Genomic DNA, 24,941 nt, shown 5'->3' on the forward strand with positions numbered 1-24,941 from the left:
CAACAAGAACAATTTGAGATAGCAGGACATCAACTCCATGAACATTGCCGTCCTCCCCAATTCGCCCGCGACCGCACCAGAGATCATCGATCCGCTCGATCATCTCATCGACAAGCTATTCCACCGCATGGGCTCGGACGGGGTCTACGCCCGCACCGCGCTCTACGAGGGCATCGTCGAGAAGCTCGCCACGCTGATCACTGGCCATCGCGAGGCCGGAACCGAGGTGATGCGCTTTCCGCCGGTGATGAGCCGGGCTCAGCTGGAGAAATCCGGCTACCTCAAGAGCTTTCCGAACCTGCTCGGCTGCGTCTGCGGGCTGCACGGCACCGAACGCGAGATCAACGCTGCGGTGAGCCGCTTTGATGCCGGTGGCGACTGGACCTCATCGCTCTCGCCGGCCGACCTCGTGCTGTCGCCAGCCGCCTGCTATCCCGTCTACCCGATCGCAGCAAGCCGAGGCCAATTGCCGAAGGGCGGTCTGCGCTTCGACGTCGCCGCCGATTGCTTCCGCCGCGAGCCGTCAAAGCATCTCGACCGCCTGCAATCGTTCCGGATGCGCGAATATGTCTGTATCGGCAGCCCCGATGACGTCGCCGACTTCCGCGAGCGCTGGATGGTGCGCGCGCAGGCGATCGCCCGCGACCTCGGCCTGACCTTCCGCGTCGACTACGCCAGCGATCCTTTCTTCGGCCGCGTCGGCCAGATGAAGGCGGTGAGCCAGAAGCAGCAGCAGCTGAAGTTCGAGCTCCTGATCCCGCTGCGCTCGGAGCAGCAGCCGACCGCCTGCATGAGCTTCAACTATCACCGCGAGCATTTCGGCACGACCTGGGGCATTCAGGATGCCAATGGCGAGCCGGCCCACACCGGCTGCGTTGCCTTCGGCATGGACCGGCTCGCGGTCGCCCTGTTTCACACCCACGGCACTGATACCGCTTCCTGGCCAGCCAGGGTGCGGGACGTCCTGGGCTTACAGCCGCATGTTGCGGCCGAGGCCCACGGCGAAGGCTGGCGCTAACGGAACTCACGAGGCTGACCATTTCCACGGGCAAGACGAGCGTGATCCACACCAAGGTCCGATGCCGCGAAATCACCGAGCCCGATGTCGAAGCCATCGCGGACCTGCTGACGGGCGGCTTCATCGGCCGCTCGCGGGACTATTGGATACAAGGCCTGCGCCGGCAGGCTTTCCGGACCGTGCCGGAGGGCTATCCGCGCTTCGGCTACATGCTCGAGGATGACGGCACACCGGTCGGCGTACTGCTATTGATCTACACGGCGCGCCAGCACGGCGAAGAGACCGCCATCCAGTGCAATTTGTCGAGCTGGTATGTCGATCCGGCCTACCGCAACTACGCGCCGCTGCTGACCAAGATCGCGCAGCGGCACAAGGACGTCACTTATCTCAACATCAGCCCGGCGCCGTGGACCTGGCCGATCATCGAGACGCAGGGCTTTCGCGCCTATTGCTGCGGGATATTCTTCTCGGTGCCTGCGCTGGCGCGCCCCCCGCGCTGGAGCACGATCGAGGTGATCTCGCCGCACGCCAAGGCGATCCAGGGGCTTGGCGAACCCGAGACCGAGTTGCTGACACGCCATGCGCGCTACAATTGCCTCAGCCTCGTCTGCCGCACACCGGAGGGAACGTTCCCCTTCATCCTGCAACCGGTGCGCATCCGCCGCGGCTTCATTGCGCCGCCTGCGATGAAGCTGATCTACTGCCGCAACACCGCCGAATATGCCACTTGCGCCGGCCGGATCGGCCGGCTGTTGCTGCGGCTCGGCAAGATTGCGGTGGCCGTCGATTCCAACGGCCCGCTTCCCGGCCTCGTCGGCCTCTACACCGAACGGCGCGGCCGCAAATATTTCAAGGGCCCGCACCGGCCGCAGCTCGCCGATCTCACCGACACGGAACTGGTGCTGTACGGGCCTTGAGCAGGCCGGCAGGCTGCGCCTTGGCCCGTCATCCGGAGGTGCTCGCCCTGTGCAGCGCGGCACGCCTCGAAGGATGAACCGGCCGCGATGCAGCCGGCCCGACGCCCTTCCAGATCTCAGCTATGCTCCGGCACCTCAGGATGACAGTGATACTCCGTGCACACGCATCTCTGCACCGCCGGTCACTCTCCGTAAACTACTGCCCTTAAGGGAATTTTCCGGCCTCTTCGCTACCCTCGGCGGCTGAATTACGTCGCGTTAAGTCTATTGCCCGCCGAGATCCACGACTCTCATGATGTCGACCCGCGAGAACGAGCATGGTGCACACCGCGAACAGGCCCCCGAGGCCCTGGTCGCGCTCAGCCAGCTTGCGCTCGACCACATGGAGCAGGGCGTCTGCGTCTACGATGCCCACAACCGGATCGTGCTGGTCAATCAGCGCTACCTCACGCTGTTCGACATGTCGGCCGATATCGTGCGGGTGGGCACGAGCTATCGCGAGGTGCTTGCCCACAGCGCGACGCGCGGAAACTTTCCGCAGGACGAGATTGATGCACTTTACTCGGCGCGGTTGGCGCAAATTGCAGGGGGCAAGCCATTCCGCACCGAACAGCGGCTTGCCAGCGGCCTCGTCATGGCGCTCGAGCTGAAGCCTCTCCCCGGCGGCGGCTGGATGACGATCTGCGACGACGTCAGTCGTCTCGCCCGACTCGAGGCGGAATTGCGCGTGCAGACGGAGCGTAGCCAGCACGCGCTCGCGAACATGTCGCACGGCCTCATCATGTACGATGCCGACAGCCGCGTCGTCGTCTGCAACGGCCGGTTCCTTGACCTTTACAACCTCGACTCCGAAATCGTGAAGCCGGGCATCTCGCACAGCACAGTGATCGAGCACTGGATGTCGCGCGGCAACCTGACGGGCATGTCGGCCGATGAGTTCCATCACACCAGGCTGGCTGACGTGCGCGCCAGGAAAGCGAAAACCCTGCTGGTCATGCGCTATGACGGGCGGATGGTGCAGGCGGTCTCCCGCTTCCTTCCCGACGGCGGCTGGGTGACGGTGCACGAGGACGTCACCGAGCGGCTGCAATACGAGGAAACGCTGAGGCAGCAGAACTTCATCCTCGATGCGGCGCTGGAGAACATGGCGCACGGACTCGCTTTCTACGATAGCGAGATGCGGCTTCGCGTCTGCAACACCACCTACCGCACGATCTACCGACTGTCGCCCGAGGAGACACGGCCCGGCACGCATCTTTCCGAGCTGATCGAGCGGTCGATGGCGAACGGCGCGTTCGCTTCCGAATACAGCCCGCAACAACTCCTGGAAGCCGCCAGCGCGAGGATCGCGAACCGCGATTCCTCGCCGATGCGACGGCGCATGTCCAACGGGATCGTGATCTCGGTGCGCTATTGTGCACTGCCCGATGGCGGCTTCGTCGCCACCTACGAGGACATCACCGAATGCGAGCGCGCCATCGAGGAGCTGAGCGAGCAGTATCGACGTTTCGACGCCGCATTGAACAACATGAGCCAGGGCCTGTGCATGCTCGATTCGAGCCTGCGCGTCATCGTCTGCAACCGCCGCTATATCGAGATGTACGGCCTCTCGACCGAGATCGTGAAGCCGGGCGTCTCGATGCGCGAGATCATGGAGCACAGCTGCGAGCTCGGCATCCATCCGAACACCACGGGCGCGCGGCTCTATGCCGACTATGTCGAGAGGCTGCGCGAGGGCGAGCACACGCTGCATCGCCATTTGAGCGACGGCCGCATCATCAAGCTCAATCACAAGCGGATGGAGCTTGGCGGCTGGGTCGTCACCTATGAGGATGTCACCGAGCGCCACAAGGCCCAGGCCCGCGTCGCGCACATGGCACGCCACGATTCGCTGACAGACCTGCCCAATCCCACGCTGTTCCGCGAGAAGATGAGCGAGGGGCTGAACCAGGTCGCGATCGCCGGCGGCGCGATGGCGGTGCTGTGTTTCGACCTCGATAATTTCAAGACCGTCAACGACCGCCTCGGCCACGCGGCAGGCGACCGCCTGCTGCGCTGGGTTGCGGCGCGGCTGAAGGAGAATGTCGGCGAGCATGATACCGTCGCGCGGCTCGGCGGCGACGAATTCGCCGTGCTCCAACGCGGACCGCAGCCGCAATCGGCTGAAAAGCTCGCCCGTCGCCTGGTCGAGATCATCGGCCACCCCCCGCCGCTGGAAAACCAGTCGATCCATATCGGCGTCTCCGTCGGTATCGCGGTCGCGCCCGACCACGGGCTCGATGCCGACGAGCTAATGAAATGCGCCGACCTCGCCCTTTACCAGGCTAAGGCCAAGGGCCGCGGCGCCTATCAGCTGTTCGAGCCCGAGATGGAGGAAGAGGCGCGCAGCCGGCATGCGCTGGAGCACGATCTGCGCGGCGCGTTGGAAGCACGTGAATTCCATCTCGTGTTCCAGCCGCAAGTGCGGCTCGACAATTCCGAGCTGACCGGCTTCGAAGCGCTGTTGCGCTGGAAGCATCCCTCGCGCGGCTTCGTCTCGCCGGCCGAATTCATTCCGATCGCGGAAGAGACCGGGCTGATCGTCCCGATCGGCGAATGGGTGCTGCGAACCGCCTGTGCGTCCGCTGTATCCTGGCCCGAGGTCACCATCGCGGTAAACCTGTCGCCGGTGCAGTTCCGCTCGCGCGGCTTGGTGACGATGGTCACGAGCGCACTTGCGGAAGCCGGCCTGTCGCCACAACGCCTCGAGCTCGAGGTCACCGAGACGGCGCTGCTCGACGACAGCGAGGCGACGATAGAGATCCTGCACCAGCTCCGCGCACTCGGCGTGCGGGTCAGCCTCGACGATTTTGGCGTCGGCTATTCCTCGCTGAGCTATTTGCGCAAATTTCCGTTCGATCGCATCAAGATCGACCGCTCTTTCGTCGGCACCCTCGGCGAGAGCCCCGAAAGCGTCGCCATCGTCCGCACCATCGCCAGCCTCGGCTCCGTGCTCGGGGTCGAGACCACGGCGGAGGGGGTGGAGACCGCGGAGCAACTCGACTTCGTGCGCGAATGCGGCTGCACCGCCGTGCAGGGCTATTATTTCGGCAAGCCGTGCCCGGCGGCCGAAGTCGGCGGCATCATCGAGACGCTGAGCGCAATCCGGCGCGTGGCGTAGCGGCTTCGCCCGCTCAAATTCCGTATCTCGGCACGCCGCCGAACGACCAATTGTCGCATGGATGGTTTCCGGCGGAAGTGCCGTCTCGCTCCTTGCCTGGCACAGACGCAATGGCGCTTTTCTTCTCTCGTGATTTCGGGAACAATCGTCCCACAAAATGAGAGACGGCGGCTTGAGCGAGGCCGCTGCGAGGGAGGCGTTTCTATGTCGCGATCCGGGCTGAAGACGATTGCCTTTGCCGCCATACATGCGGTCATAGGCGCAGTGCTCTCCACTGCCACCAGTGCGCAGGACTATCCTACCAAGCCGATTACGCTGATCGTGCCCTGGCCGGCCGGTGGTTCGACTGACATCTCGATGCGGGCGATCGCCGACAGCGCTTCGAAGGTCCTGGGTCAGCCCATCGTGATCGACAACAAGGCCGGCGGCGGCGGCACCGTGGGGCCTGCAACCATGGCCGCGGCCGCGAAGCCGGATGGCTACACCATCTCCCAGATCCCGATCACCGTCTTCCGCTTGCCCTTGATGCAGGAGGTGTCATGGGATCCGGCGAAGGATTTTACCTACATCATCCATCTCACCGGCTATACCTTCGGCGTCACCACCAACGCGGAGTCCCAGTTCAAGAGTTGGAAGGACGTGGTGGAGTTCGCCAAGGCGAACCCGGGCAAGGTGACCTACGCGACGCCGGGCACCGGCACCTCGCTGCACATCGGCATGGAGCAGATCGCGGCGATGTCCGGCATCAAGCTCACCCAGGTGCCGTTCAAAGGCGGCGCGGAAACCAACGCCGCGGTCCTGGGGCAGCATACAATGCTTCAGGCAGACTCCACGGGATGGCGGCCGCTGGTCGACGCTGGCAAGCTGCGGTTATTGATGGTGTGGACTGGTGCCCGCTCGCCGAATTACCCGGATGTACCGACGCTGAAGGAACTCGGCTATCCCATGGTCTATGACTCCCCGTTCGGCATCGCCGGCCCGAAGGGGATGGATCCGAAAATCGTCGCCAAGCTGCACGATGCGTTCAAAAAGGCGGTCGAAGACCCGGCCGTCGTGGCAACGCTCGCCAAATATGACATGGTGCCGAACTACAAGAACACAGAGGATTACAAGAAGTTCGTTGTCGAGGTCACGGAGTCCGAGCGCAAGGTGATCGAGACACTCGGGCTGGCGAAGAAATAGGCTGAGCCGCTTCCGTGTCCCGGACGCGGTGCAGCGCTTCTTCAGCGATGCACCGCAGAGCCGGAACCACCTTGCCACGAACCATCGGACCTCCGGATCTGCAGCGCACCACTTCGTGCTGCGCAGCGTCCGGGGAACGGCTGAGAGACAAGCGATGAACAACCAAACCAACGTCAAACTCCGCCTCAGCAACTCCGAACTCTGGGGCGGGTCGATCGGGCTCGCACTCGGCGCCTTCGTGATCTGGTCGGGGCTGAAGCTCAAGCTCGGCACCATCAACGATCCCGGCTCCGGCTACGTGCTGTTCTACACGGGCATCCTGATATGCGTGTTCGCAACCAGCATCATCATCTCGGCAATCACCGAGGGCGGGCCAACGCTGGCCTCACGCTGGGAAAATGTGCGTTGGAGCAAGCCACTTCTCGTCATCGCCTGCCTCACCGCGTTCTCGTTCGCACTGGAGCCGCTGGGATTCCTGTTGTCGTCGATCCCGTTGATGCTGCTGCTGTTGCGCCTGATCGATCCCGTGCGCTGGACGCTGGCGATTCCAATCGCCGTGCTTGTTCCGCTCGGCATGTGGTGGGTGCTCAAGCGCCTGCTCTTGATTCAGCTGCCCTCTGGCCTGTTCGGGATCGGCTGATCGCATGGATACGCTCGCCAATGTCGCGCACGGGTTCGGCGTTGCGCTGACCTGGATCAACCTGCTCTATTGCTTCATCGGTGTCTTCATTGGCACGCTGGTCGGCGTGCTGCCGGGCATCGGGCCGATCTCGGCGATGTCGTTGCTGTTGCCGGTGACGCTGTCGGGCACGCCGGAATCCGGCATCATCATGATGGCCGGCATCTATTACGGCTCGATGTATGGCGGCTCGACCACGTCGATCCTGGTCAACATCCCCGGCGAAGCTGCCTCCGTTGTCACCTGCATCGACGGCCACCAGATGGCGAAGCAGGGCCGCGCCGGCCCCGCGCTCGGCATCTCCGCCTTCGGTTCCTTCATCGCCGGCACTTTTGCGCTGATCGCGCTGATGCTGGTGGCGCCGAGGCTTGCCAGTATCGCCATCGCCTTTGGCCCGGCCGAGTATTTCAGCCTGATGGTGCTCGGCCTCGTCGTGCTCACTTTCCTGACCCAGGGCTCGATGCCGAAGGCGCTGCTGATGGCCTGCATCGGCGTCGTGCTCGGCCTGATCGGCCTCGACAGCATCACGGCGCAGCCGCGATTGACCTTCGGCCGCATGGAGTTGATCGACGGCATCGGCCTCGTGCCCGTCGTGATGGGCCTGTTCGGCGTCGCCGAGGTGCTGCTCAACACCGAGCAGGCGATCAAGCGCGACATCATCAACACCAAGATCACGCAGCTCTTGCCCAACAAGGCCGATTGGCAGGCGAGCGCCGGTCCCGTAGCACGCGGTACGCTGCTCGGCTTTCTGCTCGGCATCCTGCCGGGTGGCGGCGCCGTGGTGGCCTCGTTCGCGTCTTACGCGCTGGAGAAGCGGCTGTCGAAAACGCCGGAGCGGTTCGGCCAAGGCGCGATCGAGGGCGTCGCAGGCCCCGAATCCGCCAACAATGCGGCGGCCGGCGGCGCGTTCATTCCGCTGATGACCTTGGGAATCCCTCCGAACGTGGTGATGGCGCTGCTGCTCGGCGCGTTCGTCATTCACGGCCTGCAACCGGGGCCGCTGCTGATCACACAAAACCCCGGCCTGTTCTGGGGCATCGTCGCCAGCATGTATATCGGCAACGTCATGTTGCTGATCCTCAATCTGCCGATGATCGGCATGTGGGTGCAACTGCTCAAGCTGCCCTATAACATCCTCTTCCCCCTGATCATCCTGTTCACGATCCTGGGCGTCTACTGCTCCAGCAACAACGTGTTCGACGTTTACGTGATGATCGCGTTCGGGATCATCGGTTATTTCATGCGCAAGCTCGGCTATGAGCCCGCGCCACTGGTACTCGCCTTCGTGCTCGGACCGATGCTGGAGAACAATCTGCGCAAGTCGCTGATCCTGTCGCAGGGCGATCTCTGGACCTTCGTGCAGCGGCCGATCTCGGCGGCGTGTCTTGCGCTGGCGATGGTGCTGCTGATCGCACCACTGTTGCCCGCGCTGCGCAAGAAGCGTGAGCTGGTGGCGTTGGACGAAGGGGCGTGAGGAGGTTTATACTTACTGCCTGACGTATCCGCCCTCTCCCGCAAAGGAGAGGTGAAGCGAGATCCCCGCGCGACGAAAACGAAAACACCTACCCTGCCGCAGGCAGCGCATTGTCCGGCGGTGCGCCCCATGGCCGCTCGGCTGAGGCGAGGCCGATCAGACGACCCTGGATGTAGTCGCAGCCCCAGTCGCGCAGCATGCTTGCGGCCTCTTCGTCCTGCACCCATTCGGCGACCGTCTTGATTTCGAGGCGGCGGGCGAGGTCGATCAGGGTCTGCACGAAGGCGCGATCGTCGGCGGACCGCGTGACGTTCTGAACGAAGGCGCCGTCGATCTTGACGATGTCGACGCCGAGCTTGCGCAGGTTCCTGAAGGAGGTGTAGCCGGCGCCAAAATCGTCGATGGCAATGCGGCTGCCGAAATTCTTCAGCCGCGTGACAAAGCCGCGGACATCATCGATGTCCTGAATCGCGACCGTTTCGGTGATCTCGACGATCAGCCGCTCGGCGACGCCGGGATGAGCCAGCATCAGCGACTCGATCCCCGCCCACCAATCGGGATCCATGGTCGTATCGGGCGAGATGTTGAGGCTGAGGCAGATGTCGGGTGCAGCCGCGAGCTCGGCGACCACGAGCTCGAGCACGCGATGATCGACGAGGCGAATCAGACCGAGCCGTTCGGCGACCGGCACGATGTCGGGTGCGAGCAGCACCTGGCCATCGCCCTGATCCATCCGCACCAGGCATTCGTGGAACGCGCGTTCGCGCGAGGCGGCCGAGACCACCGGCTCATAGGCGAGCTTGATGCGGCGCTCGTTCAGCGCGGTGACGATCTCGTCGGTGACGCGGATGTTAACGCGGCGCTGCGCGTCGCGCGCGGGATCCGGGCGCCATGCGGCGAACGAGCCGACGCGGCGGCGCTTTGCGGCGTCGAGCGTCTCATGGGCGCGGTTGACCGCCTCGTCGGTGGTGCGGGCATAGCGCGGCACGCTGACCGCGCCGATCGACGCGGTGACCGAGACCGGGCCTGATTTCGTCGGTACCACCTCGTCCCGGATGCCGGCGAGGAAGCGCTCGGCGGCAACGTTCATGTCGTCGACGGTGCAGTTCTTCAGGATCAGGCCGAACTTGTTGCCGGAGAAGCGGCCGAGCACGTCGCCGCCGCGCAAGCGCGCGCGAATGCGCTTGGCGACGTCGAGGATCACCGCGTCGGCAACGTCGAAGCCGAAGGCGTCGTTGACGCGGGCGAGATGATCGATGCCGACCAGCATGAAGGCTGCGGTCGAGCGGAAGCGGGTCGTCTCCTCGATCGCCTCGGCCAGTGACGCGATCAGATGGGAGCGGTTGAGCTCGCCGGTGAGCGGATCGAGCCGGGCCAGCTTCGTCAATTCCTCGTCGCGGGCATGACGCTCGTTGTTGATGCGGACGGAGCCGATCGCGCGCGTGGGGCGGCCGTCGGGACCGGCAAACCAGCGGCCGGTTTCCTCGACCCAGATCACAGGATCGGAAGCACTCATGCGCACGCCGTACTCGACCCGATAAGGCGTGCCGCCGGCACCGTGCACGGCAGAGGTCTGCGCCAGCGCAGCGCTCCGTAGCGATTGCGCAGGCTCGATCAGCTTGGCAAATTCGGCCCCGGTGGCGAGCCGCTCGGCGGGAATGCCCGGGAAGACGGCGCTGACCTGTTCACCCCAGACGATGACGTCGCTGGCGATGTCCCAGGCGAACACGGCCTGGCCGAGTGCGGCCAGGATGTCGGAGGCTTGCGGCAATGCTGGGGTCAAAGTCGCCTCGTTTCGGGACAGCGGGAAGTCCTGAGCCGGCACAGGATAGAGCCAGATTCGGCCTCGACCCTAGGCAAAGTTGATAAACAATTTGGAAACCACGTTTGTCGGCACCCGGGAACCAATCCGGCCCGGCCGGCATAGGGCTTGCGAGTACATGGCACGCACCGGCGCCAGCGTCCCGAAACGCGACAATCCCGCCGGATCAACGGTGATTGCGATGTTGAGTACTGATCGAGCGGACGCAGGAGACAACGGGACAGGCACGGCCCTCGTGCCGCTGATGCCGACGTTGCAGTGGGTCCATAAGGCACCGCTGCCGCGACCCGATCCGAGCTTCGTCACCCAGCTGATCGCCAATGCCGAGCAATTGCCCCAGGCGAGCCGGCTGCGCCGCGCCTCGTCCGAAGATGCGCAGATGGCCTATGGCAGCAAGCGCCCGCTGCCGAGCGTCAGCGCGCGGACACGGCAGGTGGCTTGATCAGCGCGGCGGTGTATCCGGCGAGGAAGGCGTGCCGTTGCCCGGCTGAAGATGCGGCGAGGGGATTTCCGGCGACGGCGCGCTTTGCACCGGCTTCGGCGCGGGATGATCCGTCAGCACGGATTCGGCGACGGATTGCGCCGAGGGTGCGGGTGGCACGACCGGTGCCGGCTGTGGCGCGATCACCGGCTCGAATTTGCGCTCGGACGCCACATCGTCCGCCGACGCTTCGGCCTGGCGCTTGGCCTTGCGTGGCGCAGCCATCGTCGTCTCGGCGACATAGGTGACGCGACGGCGCGTGCGCTGGGCGATGCCGCCGAGGAAGTCGGCCATCGCGAGCAGCACAAGCAGGAAATAGGTGGAATTGCCGAATTTGGGCCACATCACGAATTCGGCGGCGGCCGCGCCGAACACGATCAGCGACAGCAGGTGATCCATCAGGAATTTCGAGCCGGGCCGCGCGCCTTTGACCACCTCGAGCAGCAGCAGCACCACCCCGAGCGCGAGCAGCAGATCGGCAAGCGTGACCGGCCAAGTCTCGCCGGACACCATCGGCACCTTAAACAGCACGTCCGTAAAGGACACCGTCGGCATCAGGAAGGCGATGATATTGTAGACCGCGAGCGGAATCAGAAGTAGCGGGAAACCGACCATCGGCAAGATGCCTTCTCGATCAAGATATCCGGACAGGATAATACAGCGGCGAAGCATTTGCTCCGCCGCCTCCCCGTCTATCTCATGGGGTGGCCGAAATCAGGCAGGCCAATCGGCCCGCCCGAAGAAAGGTCCTGCCCTCAGGACTCTTTCTTCTTCAGGACCTGGCGACCCTTGTACATGCCGGTCTTGAGGTCGAGATGGTGCGGACGACGGAGCTCGCCGGAGTCCTTGTCTTCCACATAGGTCGGCTTCTTGATGGCATCGGCCGAGCGGCGCATGCCGCGGCGCGACGGCGAGGTTTTTCTTCTCGGAACGGCCATTTCAGTTATCCTCTAGGGATTGGTGTCATCAGGGCATCGTCCGCGAAGGGACGGCTCAGCACCCGCAATACGAGGCGAGCTGAATGCCGATCAAGGCCGCGCTTATAGAGGAAGGCTGGCCGTAAAGCTAGGCTCTTGGGCCGGAAAATACGCCCGGAATGGGCCCGGAATCAGCGATTTTCGTGCCAGCAGGTCGCAAGCGAGCTCGCCTGCCCCCGCGCCACATAGGTTGCTGCCAGCCGCCTGACACCCGGTCCGGGGGTCCGGGCACTGCGTTTGACCGGATTGGGCAGGATCGAGGCCAGAAGGGCGGCTTCCCGGGAGGAGAGGCTGGCGGCCGACTTGCCGAAGGCATAGAGGCTGGCCGCCTCGACGCCAAACTGCCCCTGCGGGCCGAGTTCTGCGATGTTGAGGTAGATCTCCAGGATTCGCTGCTTGGGCAAGACGAGGTCGATCCACAGAGCCAAAGGGAATTCCAGCGCCTTGCGGACGAAGTCCCGCCCCTGCCAGAGGAACAGGTTTTTTGCGACCTGCTGGGTGATGGTGGAGGCGCCCCGGAACGGCGTACCGTCCTCCTGGGCGTCATCGATCGCCTCGCGCAGCGCCCCCCAATCGATGCCGTGATGCTTGCAGAAATGCGCGTCCTCGGCGGCCACCACCGACCGCGGCAGATACGGCGACATCGCCGCCAGATCGATCCATTGGCGCTGCATCGGCGCGCCCCGAAGCGAACGCCAGGCTATCAGCGTCGAAACCGGATGGCCGGTCCGGTAAAACGGCGCGATCACATAGGGCGCGAGAGCCACGACCGCGAGCACGACCAGCAGGATCTTGACGATGCGCAAATCGACCTTTCCGGCGCAAAATGAAACGCGGCCACGGGCCGGCCATTAAGTCTGTGATAATTCGGGCCTTTTCCAGCAGTTTTTAGGCCTTCCAAACGATTGACTGGGGCCGACTCATAAAGGATTGTCCCGCCGAATTTTTGTTCTGGAGCCTTTCTTGATGACCGGCACGTCCCCGTCCGATTTCGCCAAACGTCTGGACAAGACCGCTGACGACACCGAGGCCCTGCTCGGGCGCCTGTTGTCGGACGACATCCTGCCCGATGAGATCGCCCGCCCCAAGCGACTGATGGACGCAATGCGCTATTCGAGCCTCAATGGCGGCAAGCGTCTGCGGCCGTTCCTGGTGGTCGAAAGCGCCGCCGTGTTCGGTGTGCCGCGCGAAGCCGCGCTGCTCGCGGGCGCGGCGCTCGAATGCATCCACTGCTACTCGCTGATCCATGACGACCTGCCGGCGATGGACAATTCGGACCTGCGCCGCGGCCGCCCCACCCTGCACAAGAAGACCGATGACGCCACCGCAATCCTCGCCGGCGACGGCCTGCTGACGCTCGCCTTCGACATCATCACCCGCGACGAGATCCATCGCGACGCCAATGTGCGGCTGCTGCTGACACGGGCGCTGGCGCGCTGCGCCGGCATTGGCGGCATGGTCGGTGGCCAGATCCTCGACCTCGCCGGCGAAGGCCGCTTCGGCGACCGCGAGCCCGTCGATGTCGCGCGCCTGCAGCAGATGAAGACGGGCGCGCTTCTGCGCTATGGCTGCATCGCCGGCGCGATCCTCGGCCAGGCCTCGAGTGCGGAATATCAGGCGCTCGACGATTACGGCCGTGCGCTCGGCGAAGCCTTCCAGATCGCCGACGATCTGCTCGACGTCGAGGGCGATGCGGCAGCGCTCGGCAAGCCGTCGGGCCAGGACGCCGCGCTTGGCAAGACCACCTTCGTCACCCAGCTCGGCATTGAAGGCGCCAAGCAGCGCGTGCGCGACCTGCTCGCGCGAGCCGACAGCGCCGTGTCGATCTTCGACGACCGCGCTGCCGTGCTGCAAGCCGCGGCGCGATTCGTCGCCGAACGGAAGAACTGACGCGCATCGATGGCCGCCGGCGGCAAAGAGGATCCCGTCCTCGCCCGCTTCCGCCAGATGTCGCGGCCGATGCAGCTGCTTTATGCACGGCCGCGAACGTTTGTTGCGGTCGCTGTCGGCATCCTTGTCTGCCTGCTGCTGCCGGGCACGCACCGGCTGGTGACGCGGCTCTTGTTCGGCTGGGACGCGCTGATCGCGGTCTACCTCGTGCTGGTCTATGCGATGATGCTGTGCAACGACCACCAGCACATTCGTCGCGCCGCTGCGATGCAGGACGACGGCCGCTTCGTCATCCTGCTGGTGACGGCGACCGGCGCCTTCGCCAGCATCGCGGCGATCGTCTCCGAGCTCGGCACGTCGCATCGCGGCGTCATGGAGCTGACCATCGCGATCACCACAATCGCCCTGTCATGGGCTGCCGTGCACACGACCTTCGCGCTGCATTACGCGCATGATTATTATCGGCACGGTACGGCAGGAGGCCTTCAGTTTCCGAGCGGCGACAAGGAAGATCACGCCGATTATTGGGATTTCGTCTATTTCTCGTTCGTGATCGGCATGACCGCGCAGGTCTCCGACGTCGGCATCACCGACAAGACCATCCGCCGCACGGCAACGGCGCACGGCATCGTGTCGTTCATCTACAACACGGCGTTGCTGGCGCTGACGGTGAACATCGCGGCAAGCGCGATTGCGACCTGAACTCACTCCAAGGAATCGTGCTGGCATTCGCCAGGACGATTCCTTAGGGACACCCCGATCCTAGTAACAGACCTCGGCATTGGCGTCGTTGCCGGGGCCGCCTCCGCCGCGATATTCGAGATGGCAGCCGCGGTGGACCGGACGGCAGCCCCCGCTATTGCAGAACACCTGCCCGCCACCCTTAGCGCGACTGGCGCCAGCGGCGGCAGCAATGCCGGCGGCAGCACCGTAACCGTCCGCTGCGCCAGCGCCGGCGGACTGGCGACGCTGCCGTGCAGGACGTTCATCACCGTCGTCGCGCTTCGCAAGCGCAGGCTTGGCCGGCTTGGCGGCACGCTTCTTCTCGCACTCATTGTCGTCGTTGACCGCATAGCCGTCACGACAGACGATCTTGGTGCATTTATCACCGTCGACCTTGAAGCCGTGCTCACAGACCAGCGGGCAGACGCGCGACGGTTTCGACTTGACCGCATCGAGCGCATCGGTGCTCGCCACCTTCACGTCGAGCTTGGTGCCGGCATAACGGTTGAACTGCGACAGGGAGCGCTGCGAAGACGTATTCCAATTGCCGTCGGCCTGCCCGGAGAAGCAGCCGACGCGGCCGAGCTCGGACTGCACCGTGCGAGTGAGATCAGCCGGTGCGGTCGCGGGGGTCAGCGAGGCAACGTTGGTGCCGGCCGGACCGGCCGTGCTGGCCGGCGCACCGCCGGGTGCCGCAGCGGCGAGGTTGACGCGCTGCTGCTCTGCCACGGCTGCCTGCTGCTGCGCCTGCTCCTTCGCTTTCTGGGCGGCAAGCTGCGCCTGCTCAGCGGCTTTCGCATCGGCTGCGGCTTTGGCCTGCGCATCCTTCTGCGCACCAAGGGCGGCGAGGCGGTCGCGCTCGGCCTCGGCCTGTTTCGCCTTCGCGATCGCCGCCGCATGGGCCTGCTCGGCACCGATCTTCTCGAGCTGGAGCTTGGCCAAGCTCGCATAGAAACCGTCGGGATGCTGGGCGAGGAAGGCATCCCACGCCGCCCTGTTGCCGAGCTGGAGCGCGAGCTCGTAATCGCGGCGGATATCGGCCTGCGGGTTCGCCACAGGTGCCGCCGGAGCCGCCGCCGTCATCTTCACCGGCACCAGCGGAACATCCTCGCCGCCAAGCGAGCCATAGACGAACGGCTCCTGCTTGTTGCCAGTCGACTTGAGCACGTCGTCGCGGACGAATCCGAAGGCGCGGCGGACGTCGAGGCCCGGTGTCGCCAGATGCTTGGACAGCGCGACCGTGAACGGGCTGTTAGCGCCGTCGCCGTCCTGCGCCGTGAAGCCGGCTTTGGCCGAATAGGCGATCAACGTGTTGGGACTGGTCGGCTCGACCTGGGCGAGGCCGCGGCCGATGCCGCGCGAAGCGATTGTGCGCTTCATCCTCTTGCCGAACGGATTGTCGCGGCAGGCATCCAGGATCACCAGGCGGAGCTGCTTGGCGGGCTCGACTGCAACCAGGACGCGGTCGAGCGAGAGCGCCTCGTCGTAGACGTCGGTGTCGCGCTCGAGCCTGGCGTCGACCGGGATCAGATAGTTCGACCCCTCGACCTCGATGCCATGACCGGCATAATAGACCACGGCGATATCGGCATCGCGGGTCGCGTCCGCGAAGTCGCGGAGCACCCTCCGCGTGTCCAGCGCCGACAAATCGTGCCGGGAATCGACGATGTCGAAGCCGGCCTCCTTCAGCGTCTTGGCCATCACCGAACCGTCGTTGACCGGGTTGGCCAGCAACGGCGCATGCTGATAGGCCGAATTGGCGAGCACCAGCGCAACGCGCTTGCCGGCGAAAGCCGGATCAGTGCCAAACAGCAGCGCGAAGGCAAGGAGAAGCGGACAAAGTCTGAGCAAATTGCGCATGACACGACTTCCGAAATTCGGGCCGCTGGGCCCTTTGGGACCGCTTTAGCAGGATCCGCCACCGGCGCTTGTGATGGAGGTCACGAAGGCGGCGCCCGCAACCGGACGAAATACCCCTTTGTTGGTCGCGCCAGCGCGGCCGTGGTTCGCCGGGAAGCAGATCGGGCCGGGTTCCCTCAGTCAACCCCGATATGCTCCCGATATTGCGGCAGGTCATCCGTGATCTCGTGCCAGGGCGCTTTCGAGCCCACGAAAATATGGGCGCTGGGCCGGATCGAGGGGGTGTCGATCAGAGCTCCCATAGCGACATGGGCCCATTTTCCCTCACGCAACCTGGGAATAGAGCAAGGAGCCACAATGGGCGCAATGCACATCGTGGGTGATATCGTCGCCGAAAATAGTCCGCTGGTCGCCGCCCCTGACGATGCGGAGCTTGTCTCGCGCGATACCGGCGAACGGCTTGAAGGCGGAGCCGGTGGTGCGGCGGCAGTTCGAGCAATGGCAGTTCATCGCATAAGAGAATTCGTCGGCCACCTCGAAGCGCACTGCACGGCAATAGCATTCGCCGATCAGGATACGAGCGTTCGAAATCTCTGATCCAGTCATCATGATGTCCTTGCGCAAACGGTCTGGACATTCCATAGCGCATTTTGATGTGTACGACTAAGCTCGCCTCAAGCCATCATTCAAAGGGATGACCCATGAGCCCAAATCGTTCAAGTCTCGAAGCCGTCGTGCAATCCTATTTTGACGGCCTCTATGAGGGCGACGCCGAAAAGCTCGGCGCCATTTTCCATCCCTCCGCCGACCTGCGCTGGGTCGAGAAGGGCGAATTGCAGGTGCTGACCGTGCCGGACTGGCTCGACCGCGTGCGCAAGCGTCCTTCCGGCAAGGCTGAAGGCAAGCCGCGAGAGGATTTCATCGTCACCATCGACCGTTCTGACGACAAGACCGCCTTCGTCAAGGTCAGATGCCAGCTGCCGCCGCGCTATTTCACCGACTACCTGGTGGCGATGAAGCTCGCCGACGGTTGGCAGATTGTCTCGAAATCTTATCGATACGACCTGAGAGAGTGAGGGGCTCAACCTTCCGCTGCCCGAAATCGGGCGCGCTCGTCTCCCATTCTCCATCATTGCGAGTGAAGCGAGGCAATCCAGAATCCCTCCGCTTCGCTCCGCTCGCAACGACAATGCGGATAGAGTGCGCCGCATCCCCCATCTTCATTCGCGCGAAAGTCCCCCATGCTGCTCGACCGCCGCTCCCTGCTTGCCTCGCTGTGCTGGATGGCCGCATCTCCTGCGCTGGCCGCGGATGCGCCGCCTGAACTCGAAACATACGAACGCGAGAGCGTCGGGCGGATTGGCGTCTATGCGGAAAATCTCGCGACCGGCGCCAAACTCGCTTGGCGCGCCGACGAGCGGTTTGTCATGTGCTCGACATTCAAGGCCTCGCTCGCGGCCTGTGTGCTGGCGCGGGTCGACCGCGGCGAGGAACAGCTTGCCGCCATGATTCCCTACGGCCAGGACGACCTCTTGGAATACGCGCCGGTCGCGAAGCAAAATCTGGCGGCCGGCGCAATGTCGGTCACCGAGATGTGCAAGGCGATCGTCGAGCTCAGCGACAACACTTGCGCCAATCTGCTGCTGGCGCGGATCGGCGGGCCGACCGCGCTCACCGCGTTCTGGCGATCAATCGGCGATACCACCTCGCGGCTCGACCACAACGAGCCCGAGCTCAACCGCTCCCAGCCGGGCGATCCCCGGGACACGACGACGCCGGCGGCGATGGCCGGGAACCTGCGCCGCATGATGCTGGGCGGAGCATTGTTGCCGGCCTCGCGCGCGCAGCTCACCGAATGGATGGTGAACTGCAAGACCGGTGCGAACCGGCTGCGCGGTGGCCTGCCCGCAGGCTGGAAGATCGGCGACAAGACCGGCTACAATGGCAAGGACGCAGCGGGCGACATCGCGGTGGCTTGGCCGAAGCCCGACACGCCGATCCTGCTTACGGCCTACGTCCAAGGCGGCACGCCGACTGCCGCACAGATCGCGGCGGCTTTCGCGCGGATCGGCCGGATGGTGGCCGAGCGGCTGGCGTGAGCCGCGCGCATTGACGTTGCCGCCGCTTCCGGGTCAAGACAGGCCATCATGGAAGCGAAGTTTCAGACCTTTCTCATCCTGCTGGCCGTGCTGGCAGGCGTGGCGCTGGCCGCACGCCGCTTCAACGTCGCCCCTGCCATCCTGCTGATGTTGGCCGGGGTCGGCCTCGCCTTCGTGCCGGGCATGCCGTCGGTTGAACTGCCGCCGGAACTGGTGCTGCTGATGGTGCTGCCACCGCTGATCTACTCGGCAAGCGTCGCTATGAGCTGGCGCGAGTTCAGGAAGAATTTGCGCCCGATCGTGCTGCTCGCGGTCGGCGCGGTGATCTTCACTGCGGCAATGGTGGCGGCCGCCACGCATTACATGATCGGCCTGCCCTGGACCGTTGCCTTCCTGTTGGGGGCCATCGTCGCGCCGCCCGACGTGGTGGCGCCGCTCGCCATCGCACGCCGGCTGCACATGCCGCGGCGAATCCTGGTCGTGCTCGAGGGCGAAGGGCTCGCCAACGACGCCACCGCGCTGATCCTGTACCGCTTTGCGCTCGCTGCAATCATGGTCGGCCATTTCTCGCTGCCACTGGCGGCCGGCGAATTCCTCCTCATCATCGCCGGCGAGATCGCCTTCGGCATCGGCGTGGGGTGGCTTTCCCTGCGTCTCCGCAAATGGTCGGGGGATCCGCAGGTCGAGCTCACGCTGTCGCTGATCACGCCTTACGTCTCCTATTGGCTGCCCGAACATGTTGGCGGCTCCGGCGTGATCGCGACGGTCGCCTGCGGCCTTTATGTGAGCTGGAACGGCCCGCTGCTGATTTCTTCCGCGACGCGCCTGCAGGGCATCTTCTTCTGGGACCTCGTGATCTATTTGATCGAAGGCCTCTTGTTCCTGCTCACCGGCTTTCAGATGCGCGCGCTGTACGAGAAGTCGAAGGCCTTTCCGCTCGACGACATCGTGATCGCGACCGCCGTGGTCCTGGTGATCGTCGTCATTGCGCGCTTCGCCTGGCTCTATCCCGCGACCTATCTACCGCGGATGTTCAGCAAATCGCTGCGCGAGCGCGATCCGTCGCCGCCCTGGCAATGGGTGTTCACGCTCGCCTTCACCGGCGTGCGCGGCGCGGTGTCGCTGGCGGCTGCGCTGGCGCTGCCGTTCACCCTGCCGAGCGGCGAGGCGTTCCCATATCGCGACCTGATCCTGTTCGTCGCTTTCGGCGTCATCTTCATCACCCTGATCGGTGTCGGCCTGACGCTGCCGCCGGTGGTGCGCTGGCTCGGCGTCGCCGAGGCCGGCCGCAACGAGCATGTCGGCGAGCATGAGGCCGAGATCGCCGCGCGTCGTCAGGCTCTCGAGGCAGCACTCAAATCGCTCGACGCGCTGACAGCGGAGAAGGAGGTGTCCGACGAGGTGATGCGGCTCCTCCGTGCTCGCCACGAGATCCGCATCAGCCAGCTTCCGGATTTGCTCGATCCTACGCACCACGACGTCTCCGCCGCCGGCATCGCGTTGACCCGGGAGCTGATCGTCGCCGAGCGCAAATTCATCCACGACCTGCTGCGCGACGGCCAAATCACCGACGAGACAAGGCGAAGGATCGAGCGCGACCTGGACCTTGAGGAGGCGAGTTTGGCGAATCGGGAGTATCGGGGCGCGCCGCTGTAGCTTCCCGCCGTCATTGCGAGCGCAGCGAAGCAATCCAGACTCTTTCCACCGCGGCCGCCTGGACTGCCTCGTTGCGCTCGCAATGACAGTTGTTTGAACGAACAGGCAGTCTATCGCCTCTCGCAGAACTCCCTCATCGCAGCCGCAACGGCCCCCGCGACCGCGTCCTGCCGCTCCGACGAATTCATCTCCATCTCCTCGTCGCGGTTGATGATCGAGCCGGCCTCGAGCAGCACCGCGGCGCTTCTCGTCCGCGAGAGCACGACGAGCCCGTCGTAGCGATAGACGCCGACGTCCTTGTCGAGCAGCTGGCGCCGGTAGTGGCCCATCACTGGAAGGGTGTATTGCCTCGCATAGTGCAGGCCCTGCTCTTTCAGCTGCCTGCCGATCATCCGTGCCAGCAACAGGCTGGTGGCGAAGTGCGGATTCTGGTGCGACACGAACAGCGAGTGGCCCGAAAAGCGGTCGCTGAAATAGCTGTTTGCGCCATCGAATTCCCAGGTCTCGAGCAGCTTGTCCGGCACCGAATCGTGATGGACCGACAGGAACAGATCGGCGCGGCCGTCATTCGCGGCACTAACACGCTTGAACAGGCTCGCTCTCGCCTTGCCGTTCGTCACGAGCAGGCGGGTTGCGGCAAAACCTTCGGATTTGAGTCTTGCGGTGATGAGACTTGCGAGACGCAAGTTGAAGCCGAACTCCGGATCATTGCGCGCGCTCAATGCGCCGTAGGCGTCTGGGGTGTGCCCGACATCCACGACGATGCGGAATTTCGCCATCTCGCATTTGGCCGGCGACGGCTTCGGCCTGGGTCTCGCGATCTTTCGCGTAGCAGCAGCCTCGCCGACGTCGACAAGCGCGAGCGGCGACAGCAGGATCGAGGCGATGAGCCCGGCGATGATGCTGCGCGACTGCCCCAAGCTCTACTCCGCTGCCGCGATCCGCGGGCGGCCGACGAAGCCCGCGACATCACCGAAACGTTCCAGCATCACCGCGGGCAGGTCCTTGGTCTTGCTGGTGACGCAGGCGCCGGAGCGCACCGCGTAGCGATCCTGGTGCGCCGCCTGCGGCGGCGGCTCGCCGTGCTGGAGCGCCCGCGCCAGATCCATGACGGTTTTGCGGAAATGCATGATGCCGAGATCGGTCGGGCCGAGATGCTCGCGGGTGCGGTCGGCGATCGGCCCCTGGCTGTCCTGCACGGCAGCGTCCTGCTCGGAGACGCCCTTGATGCCGGTGTAGCTCCTGGTCTTCTGGAGCTTGCGGTCGATCAAATAGTCGTTGCCCTTGTGGCGGAGCGGCACGTAATTGTCGTCGACCTCCGCGATCACGCCATTACCGCGATCAAAAGCGTCGCGCTCGGCTTGCGTCAACGGACGCTCCGGATTCCAGGCATAGGTGTAGATCCAGCAATTGGTGTCGGTCACAGGCACGAAGGTCTGGCCAAAGATATTCTCGCCCGGCATCGCGCTCGGCGCATAGGCGTGGAACGGCATCAGGAATTGCGCGATGCGCCAGTAGATGTTGTCGCCGCCGGTCAGCCGGCCACCGGCGATGGTCAGCCCCGCCTCGTGGGAGCTGACTTTGATGATCGGGCGCGGGTCCTCGGCGATCCAGCGCATATGGTCCGTGTTCACGCGGGTGAGCGGATTCACAAAATGCCTCTTGATGTCCAGAATCTCGTTCTCTTCCTTGTCGAAGGAGAGATGGGCGAAGGTGAAATGCGCGGTGTCGATCGAGCCTTCGAGCGCCTGCACCCAGTTGCAATCCTGCCACTTCTTGCTGACGTAGCGATGCGAAGCCGGCAGCAGCGCCAGCTCGAGATCGGGCAGCTCGGGCATCGCTTCGGCCGGGCCCATATAGGCCCAGATCATCTCGCCCCATTCGCGGACCGGATAGGATTTGATGCGGATCAGATCCTTGGCGTTGAGATCGGGATAGGAGGTCGGCATGTCGACGCAACGTCCGTCGGTGTCGAACTTCCAGCCATGATAGACGCAGCGGATGCCGCATTCCTCATTGCGCCCGAGCCAGAGATTGGCGCCGCGATGCGGGCAATATTGGTCGATGACACCGACGACGCCGTTTGAGTCGCGAAAGGCGAGCAGCTCCTCGCCGAGCACGATGATCTTCTTCGGCTCGCCGTCAGGCTCGGGGAGCTCTTCAGAGAGCAGGACGGGAATCCAGAAGCGGCGCAGCAGCTCGCCCATGCCCGTTTCGGGGCCGGACTCGGTCAGGAACTTGTTGTCCTCGGCGCGGAGCATGTGATCCTCCCGATTTGTTTTCGGGAAGATTGGCGCGAGAGCGCAAGGGCGTCAACGCAAGATAGCGCCCCTGTCCCGGACGTGGCGCGCCATGAAATGCCGCGACGCAGAGCCGGGCCATCGCTGCCACCTAGGGCCCCGCTCTACCGCGCTGCGCTGCGTCCGGGCACGAGCTTACACCGGCCGCTCACCCTTCACCGTCACGCGCGTGCCCGAGCGCGTATGCGGCCAGTAATCCCACATCGCGCGGTGCTGGGTGCAGCGGTTGTCCCAGAACGCGATGGCGTTCTCGGTCCAGCGGAAGCGGCATTGGAACAGCGGATTTTCGGCGTGCTGATAGAGATAGGCGAGCATCGCGTCGCTCTCGTCGCGCGGGATGCCGTTGATGTGGCGGGTGAAGCCGCGGTTGACATAGAGCGCCTTCCTGCCGGTGACCGGATGCGTTCGCACCACGGGATGCTCGGCGTGCGGATAAGAGGGGCGGTCCGCGACGCCGTAATTGGCGTAGAGTCCACGATAAATCGGCTCGCCGTCATGCAGCGCAGTGAGCCCGTCGAGATAGACCTTCATGCGATCGGACAGCGCCTCATAGGCTGCATACATGTTGGCGAACAGCGTGTCGCCACCGCGCGGCGGACATTGCTTAATGTAGAGGATCGAGCCCATCGGCGGCTCGAGATCGCAGGACACATCCGAATGCCAACCCTCGCCATTGGCACGCGGCGAGTTCTTGTCGGCATAGATTTTCATCAGCGCCGGGTCTTCATCCTCATGCGGCGCAGCGGGATGAAAATGCAGCTCGCCAAACTTGCGGCCGAAGGCGAGATGCTGTTTTGGCGTGATGTGCTGATCGCGAAAGAAGATCACGAGGTTTTCGGCAAGCGCGCGGTGGATCTCGTCCATCTGCCGGTTGGAGCGGGTGTCGCCCTCGACGAGCCTGCCGATGTCGACGCCGGAGATTTCCGCGCCGATGATCGGGGTGAGCTTTTCAACCGCGATGGTCTCGTAGGGAGCACCGTCTTCGGCGGTGTGGCGATAGCGCGGACCCTGCTTGCCGGCGAGTGAGCTCATGGCGGTTGGCTCCCGATCATTGTTGATTGAGAGCAATGTAGCCCGGCTGGAGCGATGCGCAATCTGAGAACGGTCGTTCCACGATGGGCAAGGCCCCGGATTTCGCTTTCGCTCCATCCGGGCTACAGGCGCTTGATGGGCCCGGCGATGCGCGCTGATGCTTTTTCCGATAGGTTGGGCGAACAATCGGGGAGAAACAAATGGCCGAGGATGATCCTTCGACACTCCCTTCTCAGCCTCCGAAGCCGAGCGGACGCCATCCGCTGTTCGGAGCGTTGAAGGACGTTACATTCGTTCCCTCTGGTGTCGATCTTACCGAACCAGCGGACCCGGATTGGGGCGAAGTATATGAGCAACCGAAGCGGTGCTGACCTCGATCACTCCGCCGCCGTCACCGGCACCTTGGCGCCCTGGCCGTAGCGCTGCTCGATGTAGTCGATCACCAGCGCCTTGAAGTCGGCGGAGATCGTCGGGCCGCGCAACGTGCGGAACTTCTTGCCGTCGACGAAGACCGGGGCGGCCGGGGCTTCGCCGGTGCCGGGCAGCGAGATGCCGATATTGGCGTGCTTGGACTCGCCGGGGCCGTTGACGATGCAGCCCATCACCGCGACGTTGAGCTCTTCCACGCCGGGATATTTCGTCTTCCAGTTCGGCATTTCGTCACGGATGAAATCCTGGATCGAGCGGGCCAGCTCCTGGAACGTGGTCGAGGTTGTGCGGCCGCAGCCGGGGCAGGCCGCAACCAGCGGCACAAAGGTGCGGAAGCCCATGGTCTGGAGCAGTTCCTGGCCGACCTGCACTTCACGGGTGCGGTCGCCGCCGGGCTCCGGCGTCAGCGAGATGCGGATGGTGTCGCCGATGCCCTGCTGCAAGAGAATGCCGAGCGCGGCTGAGGACGCCACGATGCCCTTCGAGCCCATGCCGGCCTCGGTCAGCCCGAGATGGATGGCATAGTCGGAACGTCTGGCGAGATCCTGGTAGACCGCAATGAGATCCTGCACCGCCGAGACCTTGGCGGACAGGATGATGCGGTTCTTCGGCATGCCGAGTTCTTCGGCGCGCGCGGCCGACAACAACGCGGACTGCACCATGGCCTCGCGCGTCACCGCGCGCACGTCGCGTGGATTGGCCGAAGCAGCGTTCTCGTCCATCAGCTTGGTCAGCAGTTCCTGGTCCAGCGAGCCCCAATTGGCGCCGATGCGCACTGGCTTGTTGTTCTTGTTGGCGATCTCGATGATGTCGGCGAACTGGGTGTCGCGCTTGTCCTTGAAGCCGACATTGCCGGGATTGATGCGGTATTTGGCGAGCGCTTCGGCGCAGGCCGGATAGGCCGCGAGCAGCTTGTGACCGATATAGTGGAAGTCGCCGATCAAGGGCGTGGTAATGCCGCGCTTGAGCAGGCCGTCGCGGATGTGCGGAACGGCGGCGGCAGCCTCCTCCCGGTCCACGGTGATGCGGACCATTTCTGAGCCGGCGCGCGCGAGCGCTGCGACCTGGGCAATGGTGCCGTCGATGTCGGCGGTGTCGGTGTTGGTCATCGACTGCACGACGATCGGCGCACCGCCGCCCACCGAGACGTCGCCGACCTTGACCTGGGTGGTTCGGTGCCGGGGCGCGGGGCCCGCGATGTCGGAATCGAGAGGGTTTTCGAGCTTGTTCATGGGGTCCAAA

The 24,941-nt window shown here is 64.4% G+C and carries 21 protein-coding genes and 1 pseudogene; 12 read left to right on the forward strand and 10 right to left on the reverse strand.

The window, feature by feature from the left end:
* Nucleotides 1-37: 37 nt before the first annotated feature.
* The 6 genes from IVA96_RS16310 to IVA96_RS16335 all read left to right on the forward strand — a co-directional run bounded on the left by IVA96_RS16310 (nt 38) and on the right by IVA96_RS16335 (nt 8,430).
* On the forward strand, nt 38-1,018 hold the full coding sequence (locus IVA96_RS16310) for an amino acid--[acyl-carrier-protein] ligase (protein WP_247281946.1): 981 nt from the start codon (nt 38-40) through the stop codon (nt 1,016-1,018).
* 41 nt (nt 1,019-1,059) lie between these two features.
* Complete coding sequence (locus IVA96_RS16315; RefSeq protein WP_247281947.1) at nt 1,060-1,935, forward strand: acyl-CoA acyltransferase; 876 nt, start codon at nt 1,060-1,062, stop codon at nt 1,933-1,935.
* A gap of 292 nt (nt 1,936-2,227) precedes the next feature.
* The gene (locus tag IVA96_RS16320; protein WP_247418238.1) at nt 2,228-5,095 is read left to right on the forward strand and encodes a PAS-domain containing protein; all 2,868 of its coding nucleotides are present in this window, start codon (nt 2,228-2,230) and stop codon (nt 5,093-5,095) included.
* A 204-nt stretch (nt 5,096-5,299) separates the two neighbouring features.
* Nucleotides 5,300-6,277: a tripartite tricarboxylate transporter substrate binding protein gene (locus tag IVA96_RS16325; protein WP_247281949.1), complete on the forward strand. Its 978-nt coding sequence runs from the start codon at nt 5,300-5,302 to the stop codon at nt 6,275-6,277.
* 154 nt (nt 6,278-6,431) lie between these two features.
* On the forward strand, nt 6,432-6,917 hold the full coding sequence (locus IVA96_RS16330) for a tripartite tricarboxylate transporter TctB family protein (RefSeq protein WP_247281950.1): 486 nt from the start codon (nt 6,432-6,434) through the stop codon (nt 6,915-6,917).
* A gap of 4 nt (nt 6,918-6,921) precedes the next feature.
* Nucleotides 6,922-8,430 (forward strand): tripartite tricarboxylate transporter permease, encoded by a 1,509-nt coding sequence (locus IVA96_RS16335; RefSeq protein WP_247281951.1) that lies wholly within the window; start codon nt 6,922-6,924, stop codon nt 8,428-8,430.
* An 88-nt stretch (nt 8,431-8,518) separates the two neighbouring features.
* On the opposite strand, the gene IVA96_RS16340 is transcribed toward IVA96_RS16335, so the two are convergent.
* Complete coding sequence (locus IVA96_RS16340; protein ID WP_247281952.1) at nt 8,519-10,213, reverse strand: bifunctional diguanylate cyclase/phosphodiesterase; 1,695 nt, start codon at nt 10,211-10,213, stop codon at nt 8,519-8,521.
* Nucleotides 10,214-10,433: 220 nt separating this feature from the next.
* Between IVA96_RS16340 and IVA96_RS16345 the strand changes: the two genes are divergently transcribed.
* Nucleotides 10,434-10,694, forward strand: a complete 261-nt coding sequence (locus tag IVA96_RS16345) for a hypothetical protein (protein WP_247282053.1) — start codon at nt 10,434-10,436, stop codon at nt 10,692-10,694.
* On the opposite strand, the gene IVA96_RS16350 is transcribed toward IVA96_RS16345, so the two are convergent.
* From IVA96_RS16350 to mtgA, 3 genes are all read right to left on the reverse strand, one after another.
* The gene (locus tag IVA96_RS16350) at nt 10,695-11,348 is read right to left on the reverse strand and encodes a hypothetical protein (RefSeq protein WP_247282054.1); all 654 of its coding nucleotides are present in this window, start codon (nt 11,346-11,348) and stop codon (nt 10,695-10,697) included.
* A gap of 140 nt (nt 11,349-11,488) precedes the next feature.
* A complete protein-coding gene (gene rpmF / locus IVA96_RS16355) occupies nt 11,489-11,671 on the reverse strand; it encodes a 50S ribosomal protein L32 (RefSeq protein WP_007598106.1) in 183 nt (60 codons plus the stop codon).
* A gap of 170 nt (nt 11,672-11,841) precedes the next feature.
* Nucleotides 11,842-12,516, reverse strand: a complete 675-nt coding sequence (gene mtgA / locus IVA96_RS16360) for a monofunctional biosynthetic peptidoglycan transglycosylase (RefSeq protein ID WP_247281953.1) — start codon at nt 12,514-12,516, stop codon at nt 11,842-11,844.
* Nucleotides 12,517-12,676: 160 nt separating this feature from the next.
* Between mtgA and IVA96_RS16365 the strand changes: the two genes are divergently transcribed.
* Together IVA96_RS16365 and IVA96_RS16370 are read left to right on the forward strand one after the other, a co-directional pair.
* Entirely contained in the window at nt 12,677-13,600 is a 924-nt protein-coding gene (locus IVA96_RS16365) for a polyprenyl synthetase family protein (protein ID WP_247281954.1), read from the forward strand.
* Nucleotides 13,601-13,609: 9 nt separating this feature from the next.
* Nucleotides 13,610-14,302 (forward strand): DUF1345 domain-containing protein, encoded by a 693-nt coding sequence (locus tag IVA96_RS16370; protein ID WP_247281955.1) that lies wholly within the window; start codon nt 13,610-13,612, stop codon nt 14,300-14,302.
* Between the two features lie 60 nt (nt 14,303-14,362).
* On the opposite strand, the gene IVA96_RS16375 is transcribed toward IVA96_RS16370, so the two are convergent.
* Together IVA96_RS16375 and IVA96_RS16380 are read right to left on the reverse strand one after the other, a co-directional pair.
* Nucleotides 14,363-16,183, reverse strand: coding sequence for a caspase family protein (locus tag IVA96_RS16375; protein WP_247281956.1), 1,821 nt, complete (start codon nt 16,181-16,183; stop codon nt 14,363-14,365).
* A 176-nt stretch (nt 16,184-16,359) separates the two neighbouring features.
* Nucleotides 16,360-16,789 (reverse strand): annotated as a pseudogene (locus IVA96_RS16380) (GFA family protein).
* Nucleotides 16,790-16,884: 95 nt separating this feature from the next.
* On the opposite strand from IVA96_RS16380, the gene IVA96_RS16385 reads away from it, so the two are divergent.
* The 3 genes from IVA96_RS16385 to IVA96_RS16395 all read left to right on the forward strand — a co-directional run bounded on the left by IVA96_RS16385 (nt 16,885) and on the right by IVA96_RS16395 (nt 19,938).
* The gene (locus IVA96_RS16385; RefSeq protein ID WP_247281957.1) at nt 16,885-17,259 is read left to right on the forward strand and encodes a nuclear transport factor 2 family protein; all 375 of its coding nucleotides are present in this window, start codon (nt 16,885-16,887) and stop codon (nt 17,257-17,259) included.
* 165 nt (nt 17,260-17,424) lie between these two features.
* Nucleotides 17,425-18,282 (forward strand): class A beta-lactamase, encoded by an 858-nt coding sequence (gene bla, locus IVA96_RS16390; protein WP_247281958.1) that lies wholly within the window; start codon nt 17,425-17,427, stop codon nt 18,280-18,282.
* A gap of 48 nt (nt 18,283-18,330) precedes the next feature.
* Nucleotides 18,331-19,938: a Na+/H+ antiporter gene (locus tag IVA96_RS16395; RefSeq protein ID WP_247281959.1), complete on the forward strand. Its 1,608-nt coding sequence runs from the start codon at nt 18,331-18,333 to the stop codon at nt 19,936-19,938.
* Nucleotides 19,939-20,048: 110 nt separating this feature from the next.
* On the opposite strand, the gene IVA96_RS16400 is transcribed toward IVA96_RS16395, so the two are convergent.
* The 4 genes from IVA96_RS16400 to ispG form a co-directional block, all read right to left on the reverse strand.
* On the reverse strand, nt 20,049-20,858 hold the full coding sequence (locus IVA96_RS16400) for an N-acetylmuramoyl-L-alanine amidase (RefSeq protein ID WP_247281960.1): 810 nt from the start codon (nt 20,856-20,858) through the stop codon (nt 20,049-20,051).
* A 3-nt stretch (nt 20,859-20,861) separates the two neighbouring features.
* Entirely contained in the window at nt 20,862-22,199 is a 1,338-nt protein-coding gene (locus tag IVA96_RS16405; RefSeq protein ID WP_247418244.1) for a Rieske 2Fe-2S domain-containing protein, read from the reverse strand.
* Nucleotides 22,200-22,373: 174 nt separating this feature from the next.
* The gene (locus IVA96_RS16410; protein WP_247281963.1) at nt 22,374-23,270 is read right to left on the reverse strand and encodes a TauD/TfdA family dioxygenase; all 897 of its coding nucleotides are present in this window, start codon (nt 23,268-23,270) and stop codon (nt 22,374-22,376) included.
* A gap of 377 nt (nt 23,271-23,647) precedes the next feature.
* On the reverse strand, nt 23,648-24,931 hold the full coding sequence (gene ispG, locus IVA96_RS16415; protein ID WP_247281964.1) for a flavodoxin-dependent (E)-4-hydroxy-3-methylbut-2-enyl-diphosphate synthase: 1,284 nt from the start codon (nt 24,929-24,931) through the stop codon (nt 23,648-23,650).
* Between the last annotated feature and the right edge of the window lie 10 nt (nt 24,932-24,941).

Origin of the sequence: Bradyrhizobium sp. 159, from assembly GCF_023073795.1 — a bacterium.
In the GTDB taxonomy this organism is placed as follows: Bacteria; Pseudomonadota; Alphaproteobacteria; order Rhizobiales; family Xanthobacteraceae; genus Bradyrhizobium.